Annotated in this window: 28 protein-coding genes; 5 read left to right on the top strand and 23 right to left on the bottom strand. The window is 74.5% G+C overall.

The genetic code is table 11. The features are described from left to right. Positions 1-90: 90 nt before the first annotated feature. Entirely contained in the window at positions 91-519 is a 429-nt protein-coding gene (locus IG88_RS0131550; protein ID WP_031048694.1) for an ATP-binding protein, read from the top strand. A 5-nt stretch (positions 520-524) separates the two neighbouring features. Here the strand turns inward: IG88_RS0131550 and IG88_RS0131545 are convergent, their stop codons facing one another. Then, positions 525-890 (bottom strand): STAS domain-containing protein, encoded by a 366-nt coding sequence (locus IG88_RS0131545; protein WP_031048692.1) that lies wholly within the window; start codon positions 888-890, stop codon positions 525-527. 175 nt (positions 891-1,065) lie between these two features. On the opposite strand from IG88_RS0131545, the gene IG88_RS0131540 reads away from it, so the two are divergent. Further along, the gene (locus tag IG88_RS0131540; protein ID WP_031048689.1) at positions 1,066-1,344 is read left to right on the top strand and encodes a hypothetical protein; all 279 of its coding nucleotides are present in this window, start codon (positions 1,066-1,068) and stop codon (positions 1,342-1,344) included. Between the two features lie 134 nt (positions 1,345-1,478). On the opposite strand, the gene IG88_RS0131535 is transcribed toward IG88_RS0131540, so the two are convergent. Beyond that, positions 1,479-3,134, bottom strand: coding sequence for a glycerol-3-phosphate dehydrogenase/oxidase (locus tag IG88_RS0131535; RefSeq protein ID WP_234332386.1), 1,656 nt, complete (start codon positions 3,132-3,134; stop codon positions 1,479-1,481). Beyond that, entirely contained in the window at positions 3,131-3,748 is a 618-nt protein-coding gene (locus tag IG88_RS0131530) for a TetR/AcrR family transcriptional regulator (RefSeq protein ID WP_031048686.1), read from the bottom strand. Before IG88_RS0131530 ends, IG88_RS0131535 begins: the two co-directional genes overlap by 4 nt. Before the next feature lie 71 nt (positions 3,749-3,819). Between IG88_RS0131530 and IG88_RS0131525 the strand changes: the two genes are divergently transcribed. Next, positions 3,820-5,418 carry an FAD-binding oxidoreductase gene (locus IG88_RS0131525; RefSeq protein WP_031048684.1) on the top strand — a complete coding sequence of 533 codons (1,599 nt, stop codon included), beginning with the start codon at positions 3,820-3,822 and terminating at the stop codon, positions 5,416-5,418. A gap of 72 nt (positions 5,419-5,490) precedes the next feature. Next, the gene (locus tag IG88_RS0131520) at positions 5,491-6,372 is read left to right on the top strand and encodes a diacylglycerol kinase family protein (RefSeq protein ID WP_031048683.1); all 882 of its coding nucleotides are present in this window, start codon (positions 5,491-5,493) and stop codon (positions 6,370-6,372) included. 54 nt (positions 6,373-6,426) lie between these two features. Here the strand turns inward: IG88_RS0131520 and catB are convergent, their stop codons facing one another. The 20 genes from catB to IG88_RS0131420 form a co-directional block, all read right to left on the bottom strand. Beyond that, complete coding sequence (gene catB / locus IG88_RS0131515) at positions 6,427-8,706, bottom strand: catalase CatB (RefSeq protein WP_031048681.1); 2,280 nt, start codon at positions 8,704-8,706, stop codon at positions 6,427-6,429. Positions 8,707-8,842: 136 nt separating this feature from the next. Next, positions 8,843-9,070, bottom strand: a complete 228-nt coding sequence (locus IG88_RS0131510) for a hypothetical protein (protein ID WP_031048679.1) — start codon at positions 9,068-9,070, stop codon at positions 8,843-8,845. A gap of 256 nt (positions 9,071-9,326) precedes the next feature. Beyond that, the gene (locus IG88_RS0131505) at positions 9,327-11,222 is read right to left on the bottom strand and encodes a DUF2264 domain-containing protein (protein WP_031048677.1); all 1,896 of its coding nucleotides are present in this window, start codon (positions 11,220-11,222) and stop codon (positions 9,327-9,329) included. Next, positions 11,219-12,250, bottom strand: a complete 1,032-nt coding sequence (locus tag IG88_RS0131500; RefSeq protein WP_031048675.1) for a hydroxyacid dehydrogenase — start codon at positions 12,248-12,250, stop codon at positions 11,219-11,221. Before IG88_RS0131500 ends, IG88_RS0131505 begins: the two co-directional genes overlap by 4 nt. Then, positions 12,247-13,110 (bottom strand): carbohydrate ABC transporter permease, encoded by an 864-nt coding sequence (locus IG88_RS0131495; protein WP_031048673.1) that lies wholly within the window; start codon positions 13,108-13,110, stop codon positions 12,247-12,249. Before IG88_RS0131495 ends, IG88_RS0131500 begins: the two co-directional genes overlap by 4 nt. Further along, the gene (locus IG88_RS0131490; protein WP_031048671.1) at positions 13,107-14,093 is read right to left on the bottom strand and encodes a carbohydrate ABC transporter permease; all 987 of its coding nucleotides are present in this window, start codon (positions 14,091-14,093) and stop codon (positions 13,107-13,109) included. The genes IG88_RS0131495 and IG88_RS0131490 overlap by 4 nt, the downstream gene beginning before the upstream one ends. A gap of 26 nt (positions 14,094-14,119) precedes the next feature. Next, positions 14,120-15,451: an ABC transporter substrate-binding protein gene (locus IG88_RS0131485; RefSeq protein WP_031048668.1), complete on the bottom strand. Its 1,332-nt coding sequence runs from the start codon at positions 15,449-15,451 to the stop codon at positions 14,120-14,122. A 124-nt stretch (positions 15,452-15,575) separates the two neighbouring features. Next, entirely contained in the window at positions 15,576-16,682 is a 1,107-nt protein-coding gene (locus tag IG88_RS0131480; protein WP_031048666.1) for a substrate-binding domain-containing protein, read from the bottom strand. A gap of 80 nt (positions 16,683-16,762) precedes the next feature. After that, complete coding sequence (locus IG88_RS0131475) at positions 16,763-17,074, bottom strand: gas vesicle protein K (RefSeq protein WP_031048663.1); 312 nt, start codon at positions 17,072-17,074, stop codon at positions 16,763-16,765. Then, a complete protein-coding gene (locus tag IG88_RS0131470) occupies positions 17,071-17,319 on the bottom strand; it encodes a gas vesicle protein (RefSeq protein ID WP_234332385.1) in 249 nt (82 codons plus the stop codon). The genes IG88_RS0131475 and IG88_RS0131470 overlap by 4 nt, the downstream gene beginning before the upstream one ends. Beyond that, complete coding sequence (locus tag IG88_RS0131465; RefSeq protein ID WP_031048658.1) at positions 17,316-18,173, bottom strand: GvpL/GvpF family gas vesicle protein; 858 nt, start codon at positions 18,171-18,173, stop codon at positions 17,316-17,318. The genes IG88_RS0131470 and IG88_RS0131465 overlap by 4 nt, the downstream gene beginning before the upstream one ends. Then, positions 18,170-18,514 carry a gas vesicle protein gene (locus IG88_RS0131460; protein ID WP_031048656.1) on the bottom strand — a complete coding sequence of 115 codons (345 nt, stop codon included), beginning with the start codon at positions 18,512-18,514 and terminating at the stop codon, positions 18,170-18,172. The genes IG88_RS0131465 and IG88_RS0131460 overlap by 4 nt, the downstream gene beginning before the upstream one ends. 24 nt (positions 18,515-18,538) lie before the next feature. Beyond that, a complete protein-coding gene (locus tag IG88_RS0131455) occupies positions 18,539-19,489 on the bottom strand; it encodes an SRPBCC family protein (protein ID WP_031048654.1) in 951 nt (316 codons plus the stop codon). Continuing rightward, positions 19,486-20,076 carry a hypothetical protein gene (locus tag IG88_RS0131450; RefSeq protein WP_031048651.1) on the bottom strand — a complete coding sequence of 197 codons (591 nt, stop codon included), beginning with the start codon at positions 20,074-20,076 and terminating at the stop codon, positions 19,486-19,488. The genes IG88_RS0131455 and IG88_RS0131450 overlap by 4 nt, the downstream gene beginning before the upstream one ends. Further along, positions 20,073-20,351, bottom strand: a complete 279-nt coding sequence (locus IG88_RS0131445) for a gas vesicle protein GvpG (protein ID WP_031048649.1) — start codon at positions 20,349-20,351, stop codon at positions 20,073-20,075. Before IG88_RS0131445 ends, IG88_RS0131450 begins: the two co-directional genes overlap by 4 nt. A gap of 4 nt (positions 20,352-20,355) precedes the next feature. Continuing rightward, positions 20,356-21,150, bottom strand: a complete 795-nt coding sequence (locus IG88_RS0131440; RefSeq protein ID WP_031048645.1) for a GvpL/GvpF family gas vesicle protein — start codon at positions 21,148-21,150, stop codon at positions 20,356-20,358. Beyond that, complete coding sequence (gvpJ, locus tag IG88_RS0131435) at positions 21,147-21,650, bottom strand: gas vesicle protein GvpJ (protein WP_031048643.1); 504 nt, start codon at positions 21,648-21,650, stop codon at positions 21,147-21,149. Before gvpJ ends, IG88_RS0131440 begins: the two co-directional genes overlap by 4 nt. Positions 21,651-21,686: 36 nt before the next feature. Continuing rightward, the gene (locus IG88_RS0131430; protein WP_031048640.1) at positions 21,687-22,013 is read right to left on the bottom strand and encodes a gas vesicle protein; all 327 of its coding nucleotides are present in this window, start codon (positions 22,011-22,013) and stop codon (positions 21,687-21,689) included. Positions 22,014-22,055: 42 nt separating this feature from the next. After that, complete coding sequence (locus tag IG88_RS0131425) at positions 22,056-22,709, bottom strand: class I SAM-dependent methyltransferase (protein ID WP_031048639.1); 654 nt, start codon at positions 22,707-22,709, stop codon at positions 22,056-22,058. A 252-nt stretch (positions 22,710-22,961) separates the two neighbouring features. Further along, positions 22,962-23,546: a TetR/AcrR family transcriptional regulator gene (locus tag IG88_RS0131420; protein WP_031048637.1), complete on the bottom strand. Its 585-nt coding sequence runs from the start codon at positions 23,544-23,546 to the stop codon at positions 22,962-22,964. A 110-nt stretch (positions 23,547-23,656) separates the two neighbouring features. On the opposite strand from IG88_RS0131420, the gene IG88_RS0131415 reads away from it, so the two are divergent. Then, positions 23,657-24,670, top strand: coding sequence for a zinc-binding dehydrogenase (locus IG88_RS0131415; protein ID WP_031048634.1), 1,014 nt, complete (start codon positions 23,657-23,659; stop codon positions 24,668-24,670). Positions 24,671-25,033 lie beyond the last annotated feature (363 nt).

Raw genomic sequence — 25,033 nt, 5'->3', positions numbered from 1 at the left:
AGGGATCGTGGTGCGCGCCCTGGTGCGTATCGTGGGGGCCGGGGACCTCCGCTCCTCCACTCGGCCCCGGACCGGACGGTGAGGCTCGGTATGACTCCGGCGCACGGACCCGACACCGCCGACGGCTCCGTCGTGTCCGCGGCGGTCGAGTTCAGGGGCGGATCCGCGATGATCCCCGCCTCCAGGGACGTCGTCCGCGGCTTCGTCGCACGCCTCGCCGAACGGGGCGTGCGGCCGGCGGACGCCTTCCTGGACGCCGCTCGTCTGGTGGTGAGCGAGCTGGTGACGAACGCGCTGCGGCACGCGCCCGGCCCCTGCCGGCTGGTGCTGACCCTGGTGGACGACGGGGTGGAGATCGCGGTGACGGACACGGGGGAGGCGTTTCCCACCTTCCTGCCCCGTGACCCGGCGCGGGTCGGCCGCCACGGACTGGAGATCGTCACGCGGCTGTGCGGCGAGGTCATCACCAAGCCGCACGCGCGGGGCAAGACGGTGCACGCGCGCCTGCCGCTGACCTGAGCGGGTCAGGCGGCGAGGGCCTCCGCCACGCTCGGGTAGCAGGGGATGAGCGCGTCGACGCCCACCAGCCGCAGCACGCGCTGCACGGCGTCGCGCGGGGCGGCGAGCCGCAGCCAGACGCCGCGGGACCCGGCGGCCCGGTGCGCGGAGATGAGGACGTTGATGCCGCTGGAGTCCAGGAAGCCGACCTCGCCGAAGTCCACCACCGTGCCCGGGGCCGACTCCACCGAGGCCAGCAGGACCTCGCGCAGGCGGCCGCTGCTGTCCAGGTCGACCTCTCCGGCGAGGACCACGACGTCGACGCCGTCACCCGTGGTGGTACGGGTGATCAGCAGCCGCCCCGGCACCGCCGCTCCCTCGATCTCCGTCACGCCGCCCTCAGCTCTCGTGTCGCCGCAATGTGCCCGGCCCCGTCGTCGGTGGCTTGATGTTAAGGCTCTTCGCCGCCCGCGTGGACCACTCGGACCGGCCGGAGCGCACCCCGGCCGCCGGCCGCCGCGGGCTCGACGCGCGCCGAGGCGTTCCACTGACTACGGTCGAGGTGTGGTGGCACACACATTCGAGGAGCTCGTGCACAAGCGCCGCGCGGCGGACCTGGCACAGCACCGGGTCGAGGAGCTGCGCGACTCGTACGGGCCACCGACACAGCACCAGTGGACCCCGCGGCAGTCGCAGACCTACGAGACGGCCGTACGGGCCTGGCGCGACCTTGACCGGGACGCGCGGACCGCGATGACGGAGTACGTCAAGGAGGGAGGCCAGTCCCAGCACAAGATCGAGGCGAAACTGCGCAAGGCCGTCCAGGAGGACGACCGGGACATCTGACCGGGCAGGCGGCGCCCGTCCCCGGGCCGTCTGCCGCACCGGCCGACGCCGTTCGGCCCGCCCCGCCCGACTCGGCGCCCCAGCCCGCCGAGCCGGGCGGGCGCCGTACCGGTCGGCTCGGCGGACCGGGGGCCTCAGCCCGCGTCCGCCGAGAACTCGCCGGACCCGCCGAATCCGCCGGTCCCGCCGGTCCCGCCGGTCCCGCTGGTTCTGCCCACCTCGACGATCCCGCCGACGAGTGCGCGTACGGCGTCCCGGGCCGCCGCGCGGTCCTCGGGGACCAGGCCGACGCGGGTGCGCCGGTCGAGCAGGTCGGCCTCGTCCAGGGCGCCCTCGTGACGCAGGGCCCACACCAGTTCGGCCCCGGTGACGGGGTGGCCCGGCAGCAGCCGCTCGGCGAGGCGGGGGTCGCGGGCGGCCAGGGCCTGGACCGCCGGTGCCTCGGTGCCGTAGCGCCGTACCAGGCGACGGGGCGCCCGGACGCGTGCCAGGGCCTGCGGAGCCGCCGCCCCGACCAGCGGCAGCGCGGCCGTGGGGGAGGGCCCGGCGGCGAGACCCCTGGCGGCCACGGCGGCGTCCACGGCGTCCTCGGCCATGCGCCGGTACGTGGTGAGCTTGCCGCCGACCACGGTGACGACGCCCTCGGACGAGGTGAGCACGGCGTGCCGGCGCGAGACGTCCGCCGTGCGGGGCTCCGCGCCCGGTCGGCCCGGCGCGGTGGTGTCGAGCAGGGGGCGCAGGCCCGCGAAGGCGCCCACCACGTCCTCGCGGTGGACCGGCGCGTCCAGCACCGAGCCGAGCACGTCGAGCAGGAAGCCCACGTCCGTCTCCGGCACCTCGGGCACGTCGGGGACGTCCCCGTCCACGGGCTCGTCGGTCAGGCCGACGTAGACGCGGCCGTCGCCCTGGGGCAGTACGAGGACGAAGCGGTTGGTCTCGCCGGGGACCGGCACGTGCAGACCGGCCGGGAGCGGGCCGAGGCGCTCGGAGCGCAGGACGAGGTGGGTGCCGCGGGAGGGGCGGATCCGTATGCCGTCCACGAGGTCGCCGGCCCACACCCCGGAGGCGTTGACCACCGCGCGGGCCCGTATCACCCCCTCCTCGCCGGTCAGCTCGTCCCGCACGCGGGCGCCGGACCCGGTCAGCTCCAGGGCCCTGACCCGGGTCAGGACCCGGGCTCCGCGGGCCGCGGCGGTCCGGGCCAGCGCCGTCACCAGCCGGGCGTCGTCGGTGAGCCGGCCGTCCCAGGAGAGCAGCCCGCCGCGCAGCCCGTCCGTGCGCAGTGCCGGGGCGAGGTGGCGGGTCTCCACGGCGGACAGGCGCCGCGGCGCGGGCAGCGTGGCCCGCGCGGTGCGCGCCGCGAGCCGCAGGGCGTCGCCGGCCCGGAAACCCGCCCAGGCCAGCGCGCCCTGACCGCGGGAGACCAGGGGCGTGAGCGGCAGGACGAAGGGCTGCGCGCGCACCAGGTGGGGCGCCGTGCGCTCCATCAGCACCCCGCGCTCCACCGCGCTCTCGTGGGCGACGTCCACCTGCGCGGAGGCGAGGTAGCGCAGGCCGCCGTGGACGAGCTTGGAGCTCCAGCGGGAGGTGCCGAAGGCCAGGTCGTGGGCGTCCACGGCGGCGACGCTCAGGCCCCGGGCGGCGGCGTCCAGGGCCGCACCGGCACCGGTCGCGCCGAGGCCGACGACGAGGACGTCCACTTCGGGTCCGCCGACGGTGTCGGCCACCTCGCGCGAGCGCCGCGCGGCGGACAGGGAGGCCCCGGCTGCGGGGCGGTCGGCCGAGCTCATGGCGTGAGGGTCCTCTCCAGGATGGTGCGCAGTTCCCCGAGGAGGGCCGCGGGGGTGAGCCCGGCGTCGTCCTCGTCGGTCATGGTCCGCAGCGACAGGGCGAAGGACTGGACGACCAGCAGCACCGACCGGGCCTGCGCCCCGGTGTGCGTCCGGCGCACCGACCCGTCGGCGTGGCCCTCCTCCAGCGCGTCGGCCAGCAGCTCCAGCAGGGCATCCTGGCTCGCCCCGCGCCGGTCGAGGACGTAGGGCAGGAGCAGTTCGGGGTCGACGTCGACGATCTTGCGGAAGAGCGGGTGGGCGCGGAACGCCTCCACCCCCGCCACCAGGCCCTCGACGACGCGCGAGCGGGTGCCGGTGCCCTCGCCGGGCGCCGGGATCGCCCCGGTGGCGACCGCGATCCACTCCCGGGTCATCAGGTCGCCGACCAGGGAGCGCACGTCCGGCCAGCGCCGGTACAGCGTCATCCGGGAGACGCCGGCGCGGCGGGCGACGTCGGTCATCGTCGTCCGCCGCACGCCGACGGCCATCACGCAGTCGCGCACGGCGTCCAGCACCGTGTCGTTGTCCGCGGGGGTCTGCCTGCTCGCATGGTTGTGACGGTTGGGCGTCATGTGTCACAGTGTAACGCCCCGCGGGGCGGTGCGGACGGCATCCCTCGACACGACCGTGAGGACGACAGGCCATGGACATGCTGTGGAACGGCTGGGGCGACCCGGACAGGGCGACGCCGCTGCCCGACACGGTGACCGGACTGCTGCGCGAACTGCTCGGCGTCGCGCCCCGCGAGGACACCGCGCTCCCCCTGGCAGAGATCGAGGTGCCCGGGCCGCCGCTGGGCGAGGACGCCCGCCGTGCGCTGGAGGCGGCGGTCGGCGGCCGTGCCGGGGACGTGCGCACGGACGCGGAGAGCCGCATCCGGCACACCCGCGGCAAGTCCACCCCCGACCTGCTGCGGATGCGGGCCGGCGACACCGCCGACGCCCCGGCCGCCGTCGTCCTGCCGGACGGCCACGACGAGGTCCTCGCCGTACTGGCCGCCTGCGCGGAACACCGCCTGGCCCTCGTCCCCTTCGGCGGCGGCACCTCCGTCGTCGGCGGCCTCGCCCCCCGACGCGACGGCGCGTTCGTCGCTCTCGATCTGCGCCGCATGAACCGCCTGCTCGACCTCGACGAGGTCTCCCGCACCGCCACCCTCCAGCCCGGCCTGCGCGCCCCCGAGGCCGAGGCGCTGCTCGCCGAACACGGGTACACCCTCGGCCACTTCCCCCAGTCCTACGAGTGGGCCACCCTCGGCGGCTTCGCCGCGACCCGCTCCAGCGGCCAGGCCTCCGCCGGGTACGGCCGCTTCGACGAGATGGTCCTCGCCCTCACCCTCGCCACCCCCGAGGGCACCCTCGAGACGGGCCGCGCCCCCCGCTCGGCCGCCGGACCCGACCTGCGCCAGCTCGTCCTGGGCTCCGAGGGAGCCTTCGGCGTCATCACCTCCGTCACCGTGCGCGTACGGCCCCGGCCGGCGGTCCGCCGCTACGAGGGCTGGCGCTTCGCCTCCTTCGACGAGGGCGCCGCCGCCCTGCGCCGCCTCGCCCAGGACGGTCCCCGGCCCACGGTGCTGCGCCTGTCCGACGAGACCGAGACCCTGATCGGCCTCGCGCAGCCCGACGCCATCGGCGCCTCCCTGGAACAGCCGGACGCCGGCTGCCTCGCGGTCGTCGGTTTCGAGGGCACCGAGGAGGACACCGCCCACCGCCGCGAGGGCGCCGCCGCCGTCCTGCGCGCGTGCGGCGGCACCTTCGCCGGTGACGGACCCGGGGAGCGCTGGGCCCACGGCCGTTACGCGGCGCCGTACCTGCGCGACTCGCTGCTCGACGCCGGCGCGCTGGCCGAGACCCTGGAGACGGCGGCCTACTGGTCCCGCCTGCCCGCCCTCTACGCCGCCGTCCGCGAGGCGCTCACCGCCACCCTCACCGCCTCCGGCACCCCGCCCCTGGTCATGTGCCACATCTCGCACGTCTACGAGAACGGCGCCTCCCTCTACTTCACGGTCGTCTCCGCCCAGGGCGAGGACGCCGTGGCGCACTGGACCCGGGCCAAGCACGCCGCCAACGACGCGATCCTCGCCGCGGGCGGCACCATCACCCACCACCACGCCGTCGGCACCGACCACCGCGACTGGTACGCCCGGGAGGCGGGCCCCCTCGGCATCGGGGCCCTGCGCGCCGTCAAGCGCAGCCTGGACCCCGACGGACTGCTCAACCCGGGCGTCCTGCTGCCCGCGGACTGACCCCGCCCGGCCGACAGCCGCCACCCCGTGAGACAACAGTCCGGCACCATCCGTCAGCCCGGAGGCACACCGATGCGACAGTTCACCGCCGTCGTCAACCCCACCGCGGGCGGCGCCACCTCGGCCGCCGCGCTGCTCGGGGTGGCCCGGCTGCTGCGGGAGGCCGGGGCGGAACTGACGACCGAGTGCAGCCACAGCCTCGCCCACGCCCGCGAACTCGCCCGGCACGCCGGGGAGTCGGGGCGGGTGGTGCTGGCCGTCGGCGGCGACGGCATGGCGGGCGGGATCGGCGGCGCCCTCAGCGGCACCGCGGCCGTGCTCGGGCTCGTCCCGGCCGGGCGCGGCAACGATTTCGCCCGCGCCCTGAAGCTGCCCGCCGAACCGGCCGCGCTGGCCGAGGTGCTGTTGCACGGCGAGCCCCGCCCCGTGGACACCGTCGAGGTCACCTCCGCCGTCCACGACCGCGCCGTTGTCCTCGGCAGCGTGTACGCCGGTGTCGACGCGCTGGCCAACCGGCACGCCAACGCCACGCGCCTGCTGCGCGGGGCCGCCTCCTACTACGCGGGCGCGGTCCGGGCCGTCGCCGGCTGGCGCGCGACGCGCTACCGCGTCACGGTCGACGGCGAGGAGCACGCCTTCACCGGCTACACGGTGGTCGCCGCCAACTCCGGCTATTACGGCTTCAACCGCCTCATCGCCCCCTCCGCCCGCGTGGACGACGGCCTGCTCGACGTGGTGATGATCCACCGGGCACCGCGGCGGCTGTTCTTCGCCCTGATGAACGAACTGGCGACGGGCGCCCACGTCCACCGGCCCCAGGTACGGGTCCTGCGCGGCCGGGAGGTCCGCATCGAGGCCGACCGGCCGATACCCTACGGCGCCGACGGCGAGGTCGAGGCCGTCGTACCCGTCACGGCCCGGGTGCTGCCCGGCGCGCTGCGCGTCCTGTGCTGAACACACCGCGGGGCCGGACGCCCGCTCCGGCGCCCGGCCCCGCGGTCCGGTGGATCAGCCCCGCGGCGTGGTGAACCGTTCCCACACCCGGTGCGAGCCCATCAGCTCCGTCACCTGTTCCAGGGCGGCGGTGCCGGAGTCGGCGACGATCACCCCCGGCGCGTCGGTGGGCACCCCGGACGCCTCCAGCGCGGGAGTGCCGCCCGCCCACACTCCGATCGCCTTGCCGTGCCGGAACGCCTCCGACAGCAGCAGGCTCACCCGAGGGTCGACCGCCCCCGGCCCCGCGGGCGCCGGGCCCGCCTTGTAGTCCCGCGGGGTGTAGGCGTCGCCGCCCATGTCGGGCGTCCCCGCGACCAGCACCGCGTCGAACTCGACCGACCGCGCGGTGACATAGCTGCGCTGCACGGTCAGCGCGGCCTCGCCCGAGCCGAGGGTGCCGCCGGTCGGCGCCACCACCAGCGGCACCATCCCGGCGTTCAGCACCGCCTCCCGTACGGCCGCCACGCCCTCCAGGTCCGCCCCGCCGGTCACGATGCCGACGACCCTGCCGTCCAGCGGCCAGGTGCCGCCCACCTGGGACAGCGCCGGGCTGGGCCGTACGTCGGCCAGGGGCACCGTCGGCTCCGGGGCGGGCAGCCCCAGGCCCTCGGCGACGCCCGCGCACAGCTCGGGGTCGATGTTGGCCAGGACCTGCAGCGTCCGCTCCCGGATCGCCTGCTCGTAGCACTTGCCCAGCTCGAAGGTGTAGGCGCCGATGATGTGCTCGCGCTCCACCGGGCTCATGCTCAGCCAGAAGCGGCGCGGCTGACTGAAGTGGTCCCCGAAGGACTCGGGGGCCTCACGGACCTTGCGCCCCTCCGGTACCCGCACCGGCGCCTCGACGAACGCGTTGGTGTCCGCGCCCGCGGTGAACGGACAGCCGCCGTCGAGGGAGTTGGGCCGGTAGGGCGCCACGCCCCGGTGCACGGCCGTCTGGTGCATGCCGTCGCGCAGCATGTCGTTGACCGGCGCCTGCGGCCGGTTGATCGGCAACTGCGGGAAGTTGGGGCCGCCCAGCCGCGTGATCTGCGTGTCCAGGTACGAGAACAGCCGCCCCGCCAGCAGCGGGTCGTCGGTGACGTCGATGCCCGGCACGAGGTGGCCGACGTGGAAGGCGACCTGCTCGGTCTCGGCGAAGAAGTTGGACGGGTTGCGGTTCAGGGTGAGCAGCCCGACCGGCTGCACCGGCGCCAGCTCCTCGGGCACGAAGTTGGTCGGGTCCAGCAGGTCGATGCCCTCGAAGGTCTGCTCCGGGTTGTCGGGGAAGGTCTGGATGCCCAGCTCCCACTGCGGGTACGCGCCCGCCTCGATGGCGTCCGCGAGGTCCCGGCGGTGGAAGTCCGGGTCGACGCCGTTGATGATCTGCGCCTCGTCCCAGACCAGCGAGTGCACGCCCAGCTTGGGCTTCCAGTGGAACTTCACCAGCGTTGTGGCGCCCTCCGCGTTCACCAGCCGGAAGGTGTGGACGCCGAAGCCCTCCATCATCCGGAACGAGCGCGGGATGCCCCGGTCGCCCATGAAGAAGATGGTGTGGTTCGTCGCCTCGGTGTGCAGCGAGACGAAGTCCCAGAAGGTGTCGTGGGCGCTCTGCGCCTGCGGGATCTCCCGGTCCGGGTGCGGCTTCGCGGCGTGCACCACGTCCGGGAACTTGATGGCGTCCTGGATGAAGAAGACCGGGATGTTGTTGCCGACCAGGTCGAAGACGCCCTCGCTGGTGTAGAACTTCGTCGCGAACCCGCGGGTGTCGCGCACGGTGTCCGACGACCCGCGCGAGCCGACCACCGTGGAGAACCGCGTGAACACCGGCGTCTCCACGTCGGCGGCCAGGAACGCCGCCTTGGTCACCGAGGCGGCCGTGCCGTAGCTCTGGAAGACACCGTGCGCCCCGGCGCCCCGGGCGTGGACCACGCGCTCCGGGATGCGCTCGTGGTCGAAGTGCATGACCTTCTCGCGCAGGTGATGGTCCTGCAGCAGGACGGGACCGCGCGGCCCGGCCTTCAGCGAGTGGTCCGTGTCGTACAGCCGGGTCCCCTGGGCGTCCGTGAGGTAGCTGCCGGACTGCGCCACCCGGGCCTGGTCCGCTCCGGTCGGCTGCCCGGTCGGCGACACGGTGTCCGGGCCGCTCTGGTCCGGCTTCGGGGGCAGCGGCTCGCGGGGTTCGGTCGGCTCGGCCACGGGAGGCGACTCGGGCCCGGGCCTGCCGGGGATCCCGTCCGGCGGTCCGCCGGCCTCGCCGTGCAGGCCCTCGGTCACCTTGCGTACTGCTCGCTTGAGGGGATTGGCCTCGCTCATCGGCCTTTCTCCGTTTCTGGGCGGGCCGCTGCACGCGCCCGTTCGTGTTCGAGTACCGACTGCCGTGGTGGGCCGTGACCGCGTACCCAGCGTGCGCAACTCAAGGCATGGGCGCGAGGAACGGAGGCGGCGGCACTCAGGTGATGGTCCGTCCGTCATGGATGCCGCCCCGGCACAGCTGCGTGAAGGAGCCGCTCCCGTCCCCGTCCGCCGAGACGACGATCACTCCGCCGCCCCCGACGCACTCGGCCGCCGTCACGTCGCCCGGCAGGCCCTGGACGCGGGGCACCGCGGCCTGAGCCCCGGCGGCGCACAGGGCCCACAGGGCCACGGCCGCGATCACGGTGCACGACGGCTTGCGCATGGAGACGGCTCCTTCTCACGGGTGCCGTCCCAGCGTCACCGGCCCGGGCACGGCCCGCCACCGGAGGCGTGCGTGCGGGGGAGCGGACACGCCGCAGGGCCCCGGCAGCGGCCGAGGCCCTCGAAGACGCGGTGCGGACCAGGGGGTGGACGGCGGCGATCAGAACGGCAACGGCCCCCTGGGGGTGTCGTTCGAATCATGCCGGGGTCGCGGGGTCGCGGGGTCACCCGAAGCCGGCCCGATCCAGACGACGCACCTAGCCCTCCGTGTGCGTCACCCCCACCGGTGCGAACGAGACCCGGGTGCGGGCGCCGTCGGCCGCCCAGACCACCTCCACCGCGTCCTCGCCGGGCACCACCTCCGCGACCGCGTCGGCCACGGGGACGCTCACCGGCTCGCCCGTCAGCGCGGCCAGGCAGACGTGCACGGAGGTGCCGCCCGCCGCGCCGGACAACCTGGGCAGCTCCGCCCACGGCACGTACGCGGTGCCCTGCGGGGCGCGCACGGTCCGGGTCCCGGGCTCCCAGCCGTACAGCCCGTGCAGCGCCGAGGTCAGCGGCTCCTCGGGGCCGGTGGCCCACCCGGTGTGGGTGACGCGGGCCCCGGCCGGCGCCCCGGCCACCCGGTGCACCCTCAGCTCGTACGGTCCCCGGGCCACCGTCACGCTCTCCACCCGCAGTCCCGGCACCATCGGCGCCCCGGCCGCGAACACCGGCCGGTGCCAGGACGCCGCCCAGCCCCAGCCCTCGCCGCCGCCCGCGCCCAGCGGGTGGATACGGCGCCGCACGCTGGACCGGCCGTTCACCTCGACCGACAGGTGGTTGTCGGCCACGTTGTCCCGGGACGTGGGTCCCGTCCGGGTCGAGTAGGCCTGCCGGCCGTAGTGCGGGTCGTCCTCGGCGGCCGACTCGCCCTCGTGCGGGCGGACATGGTCACTGCCGTGGTTGTGCAGCCGTACGATCCCGTCGGCGCGGGTCGCCTGCACCAGCAGCCCGGGGGCCGTGAGCGCCAGCACCCGGTCCGCCTCCTCCACCGGCGCGGGCTCCTCCGTCGCCGTCCACAGCGGGTGCTCCGGCGGGGCGAGGAGCGACACGAACGCCTTCGACGCCCAGTAGGGGGAGGCCGGGCCCGAGTACGGCTGCAGGGTCGCCTCGTGCGGCCCGTACCAGCCCAGGCTCAGCAGCCCCTCCTCCGTCAGCGCCCCCCGGTCCACGAAGTGCCGGAGGCTACCGCTGACCAGCCGCCGGGAGGCGCCCGGCGTCAGCGGCGAGTGCCCGGTCAGCGCGCCCAGGCCAACGGCGGCCGACGCGGCGAAGCGGTAGGCGAGCGAGCGGCCGAAGTGCAGCGGCGCACCGTCGGCACCGAACATCAGGGCGAAGCCGTCGAGGTGGGCGCGCAACCGCTCCCCGTACCGGGCGAGGGCGTCGCCGTCGCCGCCGAGACGGGCGTCGAGCACCGGGTAGAGGTGCAGCGCCCAGCCGTTGTAGTGGTCGAAGGCGCGGCCGTCGCCGTCGGCGTACCAGCCCTCGCCCCGGTACCAGCCCTCCATCAGCTCCAGCGCCCGCTGCCGGGCCGCGGCCGTCTCGGCGTCGCCGCGGCCGACCGACTCCAGGAACCCGGCGACCGTGTACGGGAACAGGTACCAGTTGTTCGGCGCCGGCACGTGCCGCAGTGCCCCGCGCAGCCACTCCTCCACCCGGTCCTGCACCCCGGGGTCGAGGTTCTTCCACAGCCACGGCGCGGTCAGCCGCAGCCCGAGCGCCACCGACGCCGACTCGACCATGGGCTGGCCCTGGACGTCGTGGTCGAGGATCAGCGGCCAGGACTCGGTGTCGTCCCGGCCGGGGGTCCGGGTGCCCGAGGCGAGGCCCTCGGCGTAGCGGTCCAGCCAGCCGTGGGGGTCCGCGCCGCCCGCACCGGCGACGCGGAAGCCCGCCGCCAGGAAGGTCCGGGCGAAGCCCTCCAGGCCGTCGGAGCGCACGCCCGAACGCGACGGCCGTCCCGGCAGGTCGAGCAGGGCGCGGCCCGGAGTGCTCCAGCGCCACGCGGCCCACAGCAGCCCGTCCGCGACGGCCTCCCAGTGGGCGCGGGTGTAACCGGTGTACGGGCTCGACGCACGGTCCTCGGTGGGCAGTTCGAACGGGATGCTCATGCCAGGAACGCCAGCCTTTCGCGTCGTACGGGGTGGAGGAAGCCGGACCCGGAGGCCCAGCGGGCCGTCTCGGCGAGGGCGAGGTCGGCCAGCCGGCGCCACTCGTTGCCCTCGGAACCGGCCAGGTGCGGGGTGATCAGGGCGTGTTCGCAGTCCCACAGCGGGTGGTCCGGCGCCAGCGCCTCGGGGTCGGTGACGTCGAGGACGGCCCTGATCCGGCCCGCCAGCACCGCGTCGGTGAGCGCGTCCTGGTCGATCACCGCCCCCCGGGAGGTGTTGATCAGCACCGCGTCGGCGGGCATCGCCTCGATCAGCGAACGGCCGACCAGGTGCCGGGTCTCCGGCAGCAGCGGCGTGTGCACGCTGACGGTGTCGCAGCGCGCGAACAGCTCCGCGAGCCCGACGTTCTCGACGCCCAGTGCGGCGGCCTCCGCGTCGCTCACGTACGGGTCGTGCAGCAGCACCTCCACGTCGTGCGGCCGCAGCAGCTCCACGACCCGGCGGCCGATCAGCGAGGCCGACAGGATGCCCACCGTGCGCCGGTAGTTGCCGACGCCGCGCGGGGTGCGCAGCCAGTTCCCGCGCACTCGGGAGGCCCGGTAGTCGCGGGCCCGCTCCAGCACCCGCTTGCCGCTCAGCAGGATCATGCCGAGGGTGTACTCGGCCACCGGCAGCGCGTTGGCCGCGGCGGCCGAGGAGACCTCGACGCCCCGCTCCCAGCAGGCGTCGGTGACGTGCCCGCGGACACTGCCCGCCGTGTGCACCACGGCCCGCAGCCGGGGAGCGGCGCGCAGCACCTCCGCGTCCAGCGGCGGACAGCCCCACCCGGTGATCAGCAGCTCCACGTCCGCCAGTACGGATCTCGCCCGCGCCGTGGTCAGGTCGTCGAGCACCGGGAACGGCGCCAGGTCGCAGACCTCGCGGAACGCGGCGAGGGACTCGGGGTCGAGGACGGCCGAGGCGGCGTCCGGGGACATGGCCACGGCGGCACGGGGCCGGCGGCCGGGTCCGGGGGCGTGCACGGTCACTTGACGGCTCCGGCGGTCAGGCCGCTGCGCCAGAATCGCTGGAGCAGCACGAAGGCGAGGATGAGCGGCAGCACGGCGAGCAGCGAGCCCATGATGACCACGGGGTAGTACTCGGGCGACACGGACGCCGAGCTGTTCCACTGGTACAGGCCGAGGCTGACGGGATACAGGTCCTGGTCGGACAGCATCACCATGGGCAGGAAGAAGTTGTTCCAGATCGCCGTCAACTGGAAGAGGAAGACGGTGACCAGGCCGGGCCCGAGCATCCTGAGCGCCACCCGCACGTACGTGGTCAGCTCCCCGGCCCCGTCCACCCGCGCCGCCTCCAGCACCTCGTCGGGCACGTAGCCCCGCGCGAAGATGCGCCCGAGGTAGACGCCGAACGGATTGAACAGCACCGGGACGAACACCGCCCAGAAGGTGTTGACCAGGCCGGCCTCGGACGCCATCAGGTACAGCGGCAGCGCCAGCACCGTCTGCGGCACCATCACCGCCGCCAGCACCAGGCCGAACAGCTTCTCCTTGTGCCGGAAGCGGTACTTGTCGAAGGCGTAGCCGCAGGCCACGCTCACCAGCGCACCGAGGGCCGCGCCGAGCACCGCGTACAGCAGGCTGTTGACGTACCAGCGGCCGTACAGCCCGCCGTCCATGGCGAACAGGTCCTTGAGGTTCTGCAGGAAGGAGAAGTCGCTCAGGGAGAGCAGGTCGCTGCTGAAGAGGGCGTCGCGGTTCTTCGCTGAGGCGAGTACCAGCCACAGCACCGGCAGCAGCGTGTAGAGGACGGAGAGGGCGACGACCACGTTGACGGTGGCGCGGCCCAGCAGCTTCGGGCGGAGCAGGGAGGTGTCGGCGGCGCTCATCGGGCCTCCTCGGAGTCGGTGCGGCTGGTGAAGCGGGTGACGCCGTAGGACAGGGCGACGGTGCACACCAGCAGGACCACCGAAGCGGCCGCCGCGAGGCTGTAGTTGTTGCGGGTGAAGGCCGCGTCGTAGATGTACATGCTGGGCGAGAAGCGCGAGCTGATCATGGGGGAGGACTGGCTGAGCAGCATCGGCTCGGTGAAGAGCTGGAGCGCCCAGATCAGGGTGAAGATCGAGACCGTCACGATGGAGGCCCGCACCAGCGGTGTCTTGACCTGGAGCGCCGTGCGCACCGGCCCCGCGCCGTCCACCACGGACGCCTCGATCACCTCGCGCGGCACGGCCTGGAGGGCGGCGTAGAAGATCACCATGTTGTAGCCGAGGTTGCTCCACAGGGCGATGTTCACGATGGACGGGATCACCGTGTGCACGCCGAGGAAGTCGATCGTGATGTCGCCCTTGGCGAACAGCTCGATGACGGGGCTGATGCCGGGCGTGTACAGGTACAGCCAGATCAGCGCCGCGATGATGCCGGGCACCGCGTGCGGCAGGAACAGGCCGAGCTGGGCGAAGGCGCGCAGCCGCACCACGCCGGAGTCCAGCAGCAGGGCGAGGGCGAGTGCGCCGACGACCATCAGCGGGATGTAGATGAGGCAGTACAGGGCGACCGTGCCGAGCCCGCCGAGGAAGGTGGGGTCGGTGAGGACGGCCGCGTAGGAGCGCAGGCCGACGAAGACGGTGCGCTCGGGGCCGAAGCCGAGACCGGGCTGGTCGTCGCTGAAGAAGCTCAGGTAGACCGCGGTGCCGACGGGAATCAGGAAGACGGTGACCAGCAGGGCGAAGAACGGCGTCATCAGGACGCCGGCCGCGGTCAGTTGACGGCGCTTGGCCGCTCGGCGGGCACGCGGGCCCGCGGCCGAGGGTGCCGGGGAGACGGCGCGGCCGGCGCCGGCCGGCACCCGTGCGGGGGTGGTCGTGGTCATGGGTGTGTCACCTGCCTTTCGTCGGCTCAGGTGCTGTGCTGGGTGGTGGACAGGCCGAGGGCCTTGAGGTCGGGCATCGTGCCCTCCTGCGCGGTGCGCAGCGACTCGACGAGGCTGCCCTGGCCGCCGCCGACGCGGGCGAAGGAGTCCTGCATGACCTTCTGGGTGGCGCTCATCCGCGGGCCCCACAGCCACTGGTCGCCGATCTTCTCGGCCTCCTGCTCGAACAGGGAGTAGATGTCCTGGCCGCCGTAGTACGAGCGGTCGAAGGCGTCGCGGCCCACCGCGACCAGGCCGGGAGCGGCCGGGTACTGGCTGCTGGTGCCGCTGGAGAGCCGGGCCCGCAGGGCGTCGGGGTGGGAGACCTGCCATTCGATGAACTCCATGGCGGCCTCCGGGTGCCTGCTGTCCGCGGTGACCGCGAAGGTCGAGCCGCCGTGCGTGCCGGCCGACGGGCTGCCGGTGTCCCACTGCGGCAGCGGCGCGATCCGCCACTGGCCCTTCTGCCCGGGCCGCGCGTTCATCTGGGCGCCGGCGTCCCAGGCGCCGCTGAGCCGGGTCAGGACCAGGCCGTTGCCGATCTGCGCGTCGGACTGCCTGCTCTCGACGGCGTTCATGAAGACGTCGTCCCGGTCGATCAGCCCCTGCCAGTACTCCGCGACCCGCCGCGAGGGCGCGTCGGCGAGCGAGACGTTCCAGGCGCCCTTCGAGGTGTCGAACCACCGGGCGCCCGCCTGCCAGGCGTAGCAGGCGAACTGCGTCATCCCGTCGGTGGGGAAGAGCACCAGCCGGCGGCCGGGCGCCTTGCGGCGCACCGTCGCGGCCTGCTCGGCGAACTCGTCCCAGGTACGGGCGGGTTGCAGACCGTACTGCTCGAACAGGTCGGCACGGTAGTGCATCACCATGGGCTCGACGTCCAGCGGCACGGCGAACACCCGCCGTTCGAAGGTGGTCAGGCCGAGCGCCTGCGGCAGCAGCTTGCGGCGCAGGCCGTCGCTCATCAGTCCGGTGAGGTCACGGGCGACACCGTCGATGGCGAAGCCCGGCACCTGCGGATACTCGAGGGTGGCGACATCGGGTGCGTTGCCCGCCCGGGCGGCGTTGCTGAGCTTGGCGTAGCCGCCCTGCCCGCCGGAGGGGATCTGCTGGAACTCCACCTGCACGTTCCGATGCGTGCGGTTGAACGCGTCGACCACTTCCTGGCTGCCGCGCAGGGCGGACCAGAAGGTGATGCGGGTCGTGCTGCCCGTGCGGGCCGACGATGCTCCGTTCCCCCCGCTGCAGGCGCTCACGGCTCCTGCCAGGGGGAAAGCGGTCATCGCGGCGAGCACGGAGCGACGGCTGGGTCGTCCGGGCATGGCGCCTCCGCGGCTCCTGCGGGTCCGCGCGGGGCGGACGCGACTCTTCGAGACACCGGAATCCTGAACGCCCCAGCCCAAACGGTCAATAGATCGATCAGAAGAAAATGAAACGCTCAAACGCTCATTCGGTGGCCGGTCCCGCCCACCGGTCCGTCGACCCGCGCACCATCAGCCGCGGCAGCAGCTCCACCCGCCGGCCCGGCTGCCGGCTCCCGGGCGACTCGGACAGCCGCTGGAGCAGCAGCTCCGCCGCCGCGCGACCGACCTCGGCCTTGGGCGGCGACACGGCCGTCAGCGGCGGCGCGGCCAGGCCGGCCACCACGTCGTCGTACGCGACCACCGAGCAGTCCTCCGGCACCCGCACGCCCTCCTCCGCGAGCCGCTGGACGACCATCAGGGCGTCCACGTCACCGTGCAGCACCATCGCGGTCGCGCCGACCTTGCGCATCAGGGCGGGCAACTCGGCCGCCTCGTCCGCGGAGTACGGCCCGTCGGCCCCGGCCTCCGGCGCGATCAGTGTCCACGCCCACCGTTCCACCAGCGGATGCGAACCGGCGATCCCGGTGAGGGCGGCCCGCAGTGAGCGGGCGGTGGGGCTGTCGTGCCGGGTGGCGAAGACGACGCGCCGGTGACCGAGTCCGACCAGGTGCTCCACCGCCAGGTGCGCGCCGTACCAGTGGTCCGAGCAGACCGAGTCCAGGGCGTGCAGCGCACTGCCGCGCCACGGGCGGCGTTCCATCAGCACGGTCGGCACGCCGGTCCCGGCCAGCCACTCGTGGTCGGCCTCCTCGTCGGCCCGGCCGCGCCAGCGCGGGGCGATCAGCAGCCCGTCCGCCCCGGCCGCCAGCGCCCGTTCCACCAGCGGGCGTTCGGCACCGGACGCCTGGGGCGCCAGGTGCAGCGCCATGCGCACGCCGGCCCGCTCCAGGACCGTGCGCGCCCCGTGCAGGGTCTCGGTCAGGTACGAGTGCCGCACGGGAACCACCACGGCCACCCGGTCGCCGCCGGCCGGGGCCGGATCGTGGACCGTCTCCTGGGCCGGCACCGTCGAGCGCACCACGCCGTGCCCGCGGCTCAGCCTGCCCTCACGCGTCAGCTCCTCCACGTCGCGGCGCACGGTGACCACCGAGACCTGCAACTCGTCGGCGAGGTCGCGCACCCGCGCGGTACCGCGCGCCTGGACCGCCGCCAGTATCCGCTGGCGCCTGAGATCGACCGGCTCCCGCATCAGGTCTCCCCACCCGAGAATGTTCGTTTGAGCGATTCCGCGTCATCATAACGATCGCTCGCGCCGGGTGCCGGTGCTCTTCAGGGTTCCGGATCGGCGAGGAGGGGGCCCAGCGGACCCAGGTCGAGGTTCAGGTCGGAGCGGCTGAGGCCGTGCTGGGCGCACAGCTCGTCCATCCGCTCGTCGAGCAGCATGAGCGCCGTGCCGAGCCGGTCCTCCTGCTCGGCGCTCAGCGTGCCCGCGTCGAACCGGCGCACGGCCTGGCGCTCCATGAGCTGGCGCAGCAGCTCCACCACGGTCAGGACCAGCGCGGCCAGGTCGTCCGTGACCCGCTCGGGGTCCAGGTCGAGGGCGTGCGAGGCACGGGCGGCACCGGCCCGGGGCGCGGTCACAGCGGCCCGCTGTCCGGCCAGGGGGCGGGCACCCGTTCGTTCACCGAGGACAGCAGCGCGTGCAGGGAGATCCGCACCAGTGGCACGTCCGCGACGGCCAGGACCAGGTCGCCGCTGACCACGACACCGGTCGCCAGCACCCGGTCCAGGAGGTCCACCAGGGGGACGCCGACCGGCGCGTACGGCTCGGCGCCGCCCCAGGGCACGGGCGCCGGACCGGGCGTCCTGGCGTCCGGGACGGTCATGAACGCACCTCCCGGTCGGCTGCGGCCGGTGCTTCGGGGCCGGGCTGCGGGTCCTCGTCCCAGCGGGCGAAGGAGTACGGGATCCACGGGCCCGAGGCGTCGACCCGTACGCCCGGCCGCCGGCCGTCGGCGGTGATCCGCGCCAGCGCCCCGGTGAAGGCGGCCCGCCGCGTGTCCTCCACCAGGTAGGCGATGTTGAGGAGTTGCGGTGCGCGGCTGCCCGTCAGCCGCTCGCTCTGGGGGCGGTGCCGGACCGCGGCGACCGCGTACCGGCGCAGTTCGGCGTCGACCGCCTCCGCCTCGGCCAGGGCCCGGTCGTGGGCGCCCTGCCGTTCGCGCCGTCGTGCGCTCACCCTGCTGAGGTAGTCACGCCCACCGGCGCCGGCACGGGTGCCGGCCTCCGCGTCGGGCTCGGGCGGGGCCTGGGCGGCATGCACCTTCACCGCCCACTCCGTACGGCCGCGGAGCCGGTCGAGCAGCGCCTCCAACGCCTCCCGCCGGTCGCTGACGGCCCGCGCCGCGGTCGCCTCGCCGCGGTACAGGGTCGCCATCGGCAGTGGCACGACGGCACCCCGCCCGGCCGCGGCCTCGACGCCCCGGTGGTGGGCGCGGGCACAGCGCTCCAGGTCGCCGGGCCGGTTGAGGCGGTCGGTGAGCGCCTCCTCGTCGAACAGGGCCGCGGGAACGTCCTGCACGACCAGGCACAGGCCGCCCGCGCGCACCACGCGCAGCGGACCGCCCTCCTCGTGACCCCGCGTCGCCGCCAGAGCGGCCGCGTCCGGCGGGGTGCGGGTGACGGCGAAGGCGCAGACGACGCCGGGAGCCTCGGGCCCGGCGGTGGTCGGGGCGCTCACGAGGCGGCTCCCGCCGTCTGCGCGCCCGCCCGCTCCAGGGCGTCGAGGCGTTCCCGCAACCGCGCGTTCTCCTCGGCGAGCGCGTCCCGCGCGGCCCGGGAGGACAGCGCGGGGTCGGTCTCCCACCAGTCGATGCCCGCCTTCTTGGCGGTGTCCACCGAGGCGATGAACAACCGCAGCCGGATCGTCAGCAGTTCGATGTCGAGCAGGTCGATCTTGATGTCGCCGGCGATGACGACGCCCTTGTCGAGGACGCGTTCGAGGAGGTCGGCGAGGCTGCCGGAGGGCGGCCCGTAGGGCTCTGTCTCCAGGCCCGGGTACCCGTGCTCCAGGTCGGTCACCGTGTGCTCCCCGCGGCGGCGTGGTCAGCGACGGGGGCGGGCACGTCCGTCGTCCTCGTCGTCTTCCTCGTCCGCATACGGCTCGTCCTCCTCGTCGTCGTACTCACCTTCCTCGTCCCCCTCGTCCTCGTACTCGTCCCCCTCGTCCTCACCGTCCTCGTCGCCGTCCTCGTATTCGTCGTCGGACTCGTACTCGGACTCGTCGGGTTCCCCGGCGTTCTCCTCCTCCAGCGCTTCCTCGTGGCTCTTGACGACCTCGCCGTGGCGGATCTCGCCGCGCCAGCCCTCGACGTCCTCGCCGTTCGTCAGCGTCACGTGCCGGGCGAAGTGCTTCAGGTCCAGCCGCAGCCGGCGCCCCTGGGCGCGCCAGAGGTTGCCGGTCTTCTCGAAGAAACCCGACGGGTAGTACTCGACGACCACGACGACCCGGGTCAGCCGGGGCGCCAACTCGTGGAAGGTGACCACCCCGTTGGTGCTGCCCTTGGCACCCTCCGAGGTCCAGGCGATCCGCTGGTCGGGGATCTGCTCCTGGACGGTCGCCTTCCAGCCGCGGGTCGAGAAGGCGATCTTGGCGGTCCAGTCCGAGGTCACCTCGTCGTGGGGGCTGACGCTCTGGACGCCCTTGGTGAAGCCGCTGAAGTCCTGGAGCTGCGTCCACTGGTCGTAGACGGTGCGCAGGGGAACGCCGATGTCGACGCTCTCCATGATGTGCGTCGCCTTCACGCTGCCGCCGGCGGTCCCGGAACCGCTCCCGCCGCCCTTGGGACCGCCCCCGCCGCCTGGGGAACCATCTCCGCCGCCCTTCTCGGAGCCGCCCCCGCCGGCCGAGTCGGTCAGGCGGTCGGTGAGGAACCCGACCCGTTCCCCCGCCTTGCCGACCAGGCCGTGTCCTGCCGCGGAGAGGTAGCCGCCCAGGGCGTCCTTGAGGTCGCCGAGGGGGGACGGCCCGCCGTCGCCCTTCCGGTCGGCGGTCATGCGCGCCCACCCCCACGCCCGGCACCCGGGCCGGCCGGCCGCTTCGCCGGTACGGCCTTCTTGGCGGCCGTCTTCCTCGCGGCCTTCTTGACGGGCGGCGCGGCCTTGCGCGGCGGAGCCTTCCTGGCCGCCTTCCGGGGCGGCGCCGGCGCGGGCCGCCGGTCCTCCTCCCGGTCCTCCTCGTCGGAGTAGGCGTCCTCGTCCGGGGCGTCCTCGTACCGGTCGCCTCCGCGGTCGTGGTCGCGGTCGCCGTCCCGGCCGTCGTCGCGGCGGCCCTCGCCGGTGAGGGCCTCGGTACGGTCCCGGAGGGAGTCCGCGAGGCCGGTGAGGCGGCGGTTCGCGGCGGCGGTGACGGCCGCCCGTCCGGCGGTCAGCAGCTCGCCCCGCACCTGCTCGGTCAACTCCTGGAACTGCGGCGCCCGCTGCAGACCGCCCAGCCCCTGCCCGAGGACCTGCCCGGGGGAGAGGCCGACGCGCTTGCCCACCAGGTAGGAGCCGACCGCGAAGGCGAGTTTGGCCTTCTTGGTGCGCCCGAGGAGATATCCGCCCGCCACGGCCGCCGCCATGGCCGTTCTGCTCTCGTTCATACGTGTCGTCTCCGTGCTGGATTCGTGGTGGCCGTAGGGCCGTTGGTCCGGGACCGGCGTTCCAGGAGGGTGAGCAGCCGCTCCTCCTCCCGTTCGAAGGCCGCCTCGTCGACCGTGCCCTCGTCCAGGGCCCGGTTGAGTGCGGCCAGCCGCGCCTGTACGGCGCGTGGGTCGTGGGCCTGGCGCCGGGCCTCCTGGAGCAGGTGGTCGGCGATCCACGCCGTGCCGCGCACCGGCGCGAGGGGCAGCAGGAGGAGACCGCTCACGAGGCCCACGGCGTCACCGGCCGGCCGGTGACGCGGGGCGGGGGTCGACGAAGCTGTAGCAGGGCAGGGGCCCGGTCACGCTGAGGGCCAGCCGGTCGCCGCAGGCCCTGGCCCGTTCCGCCACCGCCTCCCTGAACCGCCCTTCGTCCGCCGAACGCACCAGGAACGACGCGCTGAGCACCCGCTCGTCGTCGGTCGCGCCCCGGACGGTCCGCTCGGCGAGCGGGGCCAGCCGGTCGACGACCTCCCGGGCCGCGCGCCGTGCCTCGCGGCGCACCCCGAGCGCGATCGCCTCACCCAGCCGGACGTTGGCCTCGTAGTCCGGCCGGCGCCTGGTCTGCAGGGCCAGGGACCGCAGTCTGTCGTCCCGGCGCACCAGATCGGCGAAGTGGCCGGGCACCACCGTTCCCTTGACGTTGAGCTCCACGCAGCCGCGTACGCCGTCGAGCTGCCGCCTCAAGTGGTCCGCGTCGGAGCGAAGTTGGGAAAGCAGCGTCTCGGTGCGGGGGCTGAGCACCGCGAACCGCATGGGCAACACCGGTCCCTGCGCCGCCAATTCGTCAACAACCGCCTGGTGGGCCAGCAGGTCACGGCGCCGGGGCCGGAGCCGCCGGGGCGCGGCCGACACCGCGGCGCACAGCCCGGACCCGGTCAGCAGCCGCACGGCGGCGCCGTCGACACCCGGGGTCCGGGGGGTGCGGATCCCGGCGGGGGCGATGCCGTAGACGTAGAGGGCCTCGGGTACCACCGTCGTTCCGGGAGCCGTCGTGGGGGCGGCTTCGGGGGCGGTGGTGGCGGGCGCGGTCATTCGTCCTCCGTCTCGGTGCGCCGGCGGGTGCGGGTGCGGGGGCGGTCGGCCTCGTCACGGTGGCGTGCGGCGGGCCGGCGGGGCCGCTCCGCACGTCCACGGGGACGGTCCTCCAACTCCGCCGGCTCCTCGGCCGGTTCGTGCTCGTGCTCGTGCTCGGGTGTGAGGACGTCGCGCACCTTGTCGGTCAGGGAACGCGCCGTCCGCCGGGCGCCGACCCTGCCCACGGTCTTGGCGACCGGGCTGCCGAACATCTCCGGCACGGTCTTGGACCGCACGTCGTGCTCCAGGTCCAGCCGGTTGCAGGCCTCGGCGAAGCGCAGGTAGGTGTCGACGCTCGCGACGACGATGCGCGCGTCCACCTTGAGGATCTCGATGCCGACCAGGGAGACCCGCACGAAGACGTCGATGACCATGCCGCGGTCGAGGATGAGTTCGAGGACGTCGTAGAGGGTTCCGGCGCGGGGCGCGCAGACGACCTCGTCGTCGTAGGTGATCATGCGGTGGTCCTTCCGGGTGCGGTCCTCACGGTCCGCTCACTGGTCCTGGGCACCGCGCCGGTAGCGCGCGATCCTGCGGTACTGGACCAGCTCGCCCGCCGGGTCCAGTTCGACCTCGTAGGTGGCGAGCAGGCTGGTGGTGTCGGGGATCCGCGCCACCTCCAGCACGTCCACGTTGACGACCCAGCCGCCGTCCTCGCCCCGGCACACCGCGGAGACCCCTTCGAGGTGGTGCCGGATCAGTTCCGACAGGGCGTCGGCGGCGTGCCGGGCGGCGTCACGGGCGCCGCGCACGCCACGCTCGCGCGTGGCGGTGGAAGCCGTGGAAGTGGTGCGGTGCCGTCGCCCGGCGGGTTCTGTCATGCTGCCCACTCTGACCGCGGACGCCGGTCCGCGCGTGCGCAGCTACCCCATCCGGGGCTGCCCCGGGCGCCGGCAGTGCAGGAAGAGGTGCGGCTCGGGCCGGGCGTCCGGGTGGGCCGGGGTGAACATCGACGCGTCCTGCGCCAGCACCTCCAGGCCCGCCTCCTCGGTGAGGGCGACGAGGTCCTGCGCGGGGAAGCTGGTCACGCGCACCGGCCGGCCCATGAACGCGGCGTCGACGCCCTCCACGTCCAGCGGCACCGTGGCCAGCACCAGGTACCCCTCCGGCCTCAGCAGCCGCGCGAGGTGCCGCACGAGGTCCTTCTGCTCCCGCCGGTCCAGTTGGAGCAGCGAGAAGTACACGCAGACCGCGTCGAAGGAGCCCTCCGCGAGCGGGACGTCACGGATGTCGGCGCACTGGAAGGTGGCGGCCGGCACCTGCCGTGCGGCCAGCTCCACCATGACCGGCGAGACGTCGACGCCCAGCACCGCGTGCCCGGCGTTCGCGAGGGTCTCGGCGGTGGGCCGGCCCGTGCCGCTGCCGACGTCCAGCACCCGGCTGCCCGGCGCGAGCCGCGCCAGCAGCCACTCCAGCGAGCGGCGGTGCGTCCTCGACGCGGCGAACGCCTTTTCGTACTCGACGCCCAGCGCGTCGAACACGGCGGCGGCCCGCAGGTGTTCCCGGTCGTCGGTCACGGCGTCCCCTTCGGTGCGGTGGGCCGGTGTCCCGGCATCGTTCCACCGGAAAAGAGCCCCCGACAAGGGGCCTTACGGGCGACACGCCGCACGGAGCACACAGGTGGCCGCCTTGCCCCCACCGTCCGGCCGCCCCCGCCGTCCGGCCGCCCCCGGTGGCCGGGCCTGCGCGGCCCGTCACGACCCCGAACGCCCGCCGGCCCGTCACGACGACTCCGAACGCCCACCGGGCCGGGGCGCCCGGCCCTGCGCTCACCGCGGACGGGCGCCGTCCAGGGCCAGGTCCACCAGCCCCCCGACGAGTGCCTCGTCCAGCGGCGCCCCGCTGAGCAGCACCCGCACGAACAGCGGGCCGCTCACCGCCTCGATCAGCAGCCCGGGATCGGCGTCCGCGGCCAGCTCGCCCCGTTCGACGCCGCGCCGGACCATCACCACCGCACGGTCGAGACGCTCGCTCCAGTAGGGGCCGCGCCGGTCCTCCAGGGTGTCGTCGTGCTCGACGCTCAGCCGCAGCAGCGCCCGGCCCTGCGGCGTGGCGAGCAGCCGGACGAGCGCCGAGAAGAACGCCACCAGGTCGTCCCGGACCCGACCGGTGTCCGGGACCGGCAGCGCGGTGTCCAGCTCCGTGGTCAGCGCGTCCAGGATCAGGTTCTCGCGCGTGCCCCACCGCCGGTAGACGGAGGTCTCGTGGACCCCGGCCGCGCGGGCCACGGCGCCGACCGTCGCACCGGCCAGCCCCTGGCTCGACAGCAGGTCCACGGCGGCGGCCAGCACCGCCCGCCGCATCCGCTCCCCGCGGCGGCGCAGGGGCGGGGCGACGGGTTCCGGTGAGCTCATCGGACCAGCCTAAAGCAAGTCGTCCTGCGTTGGGTGTACGGTTAACGCAAGTCGACCTGCGATGGACCGCTGGGGGCCGTCCGGGGTCGCCGCACCGAGGAGGTCCTGTCATGGCGCAGATGCTCGCCGCCCGCCTGCACGTCCCGAGCCGCACCCTGCGGCTCGAAGAGGTGCCCCGCCCGCAGCCCGGCCCGGGGGAGGTGCTGGTCAAGGTCGAGGCGGCCGGGGTGTGCCTGTCCGACGTGCACCTCATCGACGGCACCCTCTCCCCGCTGCTCCTCCAGGGCGACACGGTCACCCTCGGCCACGAGGTCTCCGGCACGGTCGCCGAGACCGGGGAGGGCGTCACCGCCTGGTCGCCCGGTCAGCGCGTGGTACTGCACGCCGGTGAGTCGCGGGGCGGCGTCACCTACACCCGTGGCGTCGACTACGACGGAGGCTGGGCCGAGTACGCCCTCTCCGCCGCCGACGCGATGACGCCGCTGCCCGACGCCATTCCCTTCGAGCAGGGCGCGATCATCCCGGACGCCGTGTCCACCCCGTGGGGCGCGATCACCGAGACCGGCGCGGTCCGGCCCGGCGAGGCGGTCGGCGTGTGGGGAGTCGGCGGCCTCGGCGTCCACGCCGTGCAGCTCCTCCGGGCGATCGGCGCCTGCCCGGTCGTCGCCGTCGACCCGAACCCCGTCGCCCGCGAACGCGCCCTGGCCGCGGGCGCCGACCTCGCGCTGGACTCCGCCGACCCCGGACTGCGCGACGCGGTGGGTGCGGCGACGGGTGGCGCGGGGCTCGCGGCCGCCTTCGACTTCGCGGGCGTGCCGCCCGTGCGGGAGCAGGCGGTCTCCGTCCTCGCGCCCAAGGGGCGGCTGGTCCTGGTGGGTCTGACCGACAAGCCGCTCACCGTCACGGACGGGACCCGTTTCAGCTACCTCCAGCAGCGCATCCTCGGTCACTACGGCTCCGACATGCCGGTGGCCCTGCCGCAGCTCCTGCGGCTGATCCAGGGCGGCCGGCTGGACTTCTCCGGCTCCGTCAGCGGGGTGCTGCCGCTCGCCGAGGCGGCCGAGGCGGTCGCCCGGCTGGAGAAGAAGGAGGGCGACCCCATCCGGCTCGTCCTGCGCCCGTGAGGTGAGGATCCGGCTGGTCCTGCGCCCGTGAGGTGAGGGGGTCGGGTCTCCCGAAGGTGACCGAGCGCCCAGACTCCCGCCCCCGGCTCCGCACGGAGCCGGGGGGGCGGGAGTCTGGTGGAGCCCGGCGGGAAGTGGCTCATTCAGGGTGTTGCCAATCTCTTTACCCGGGCGCAGCCTGGTCTGCGACAGGGTCTTGGGAGCGCTCCCACTCGCTCCGGCGCTCCGCCGGCCCGATCCGCGCGTGCGTCCCCTGTCCGTCACCGTCCCCCCCCGTTACCGTTTTCGCGGCTCCGCAATGGAGCCTCCGGCCTTCGGGTCCGGCATGACTTCCCCCTCCTGTTGTTGATGATCCGGGGGGTG

Origin of the sequence: Streptomyces sp. NRRL F-5650, from assembly GCF_000721365.1 — a bacterium.
GTDB lineage: Bacteria > Actinomycetota > Actinomycetes > Streptomycetales > Streptomycetaceae > Streptomyces > Streptomyces ardesiacus.
This window is presented reverse-complemented; position numbering and strand designations above follow the sequence as displayed.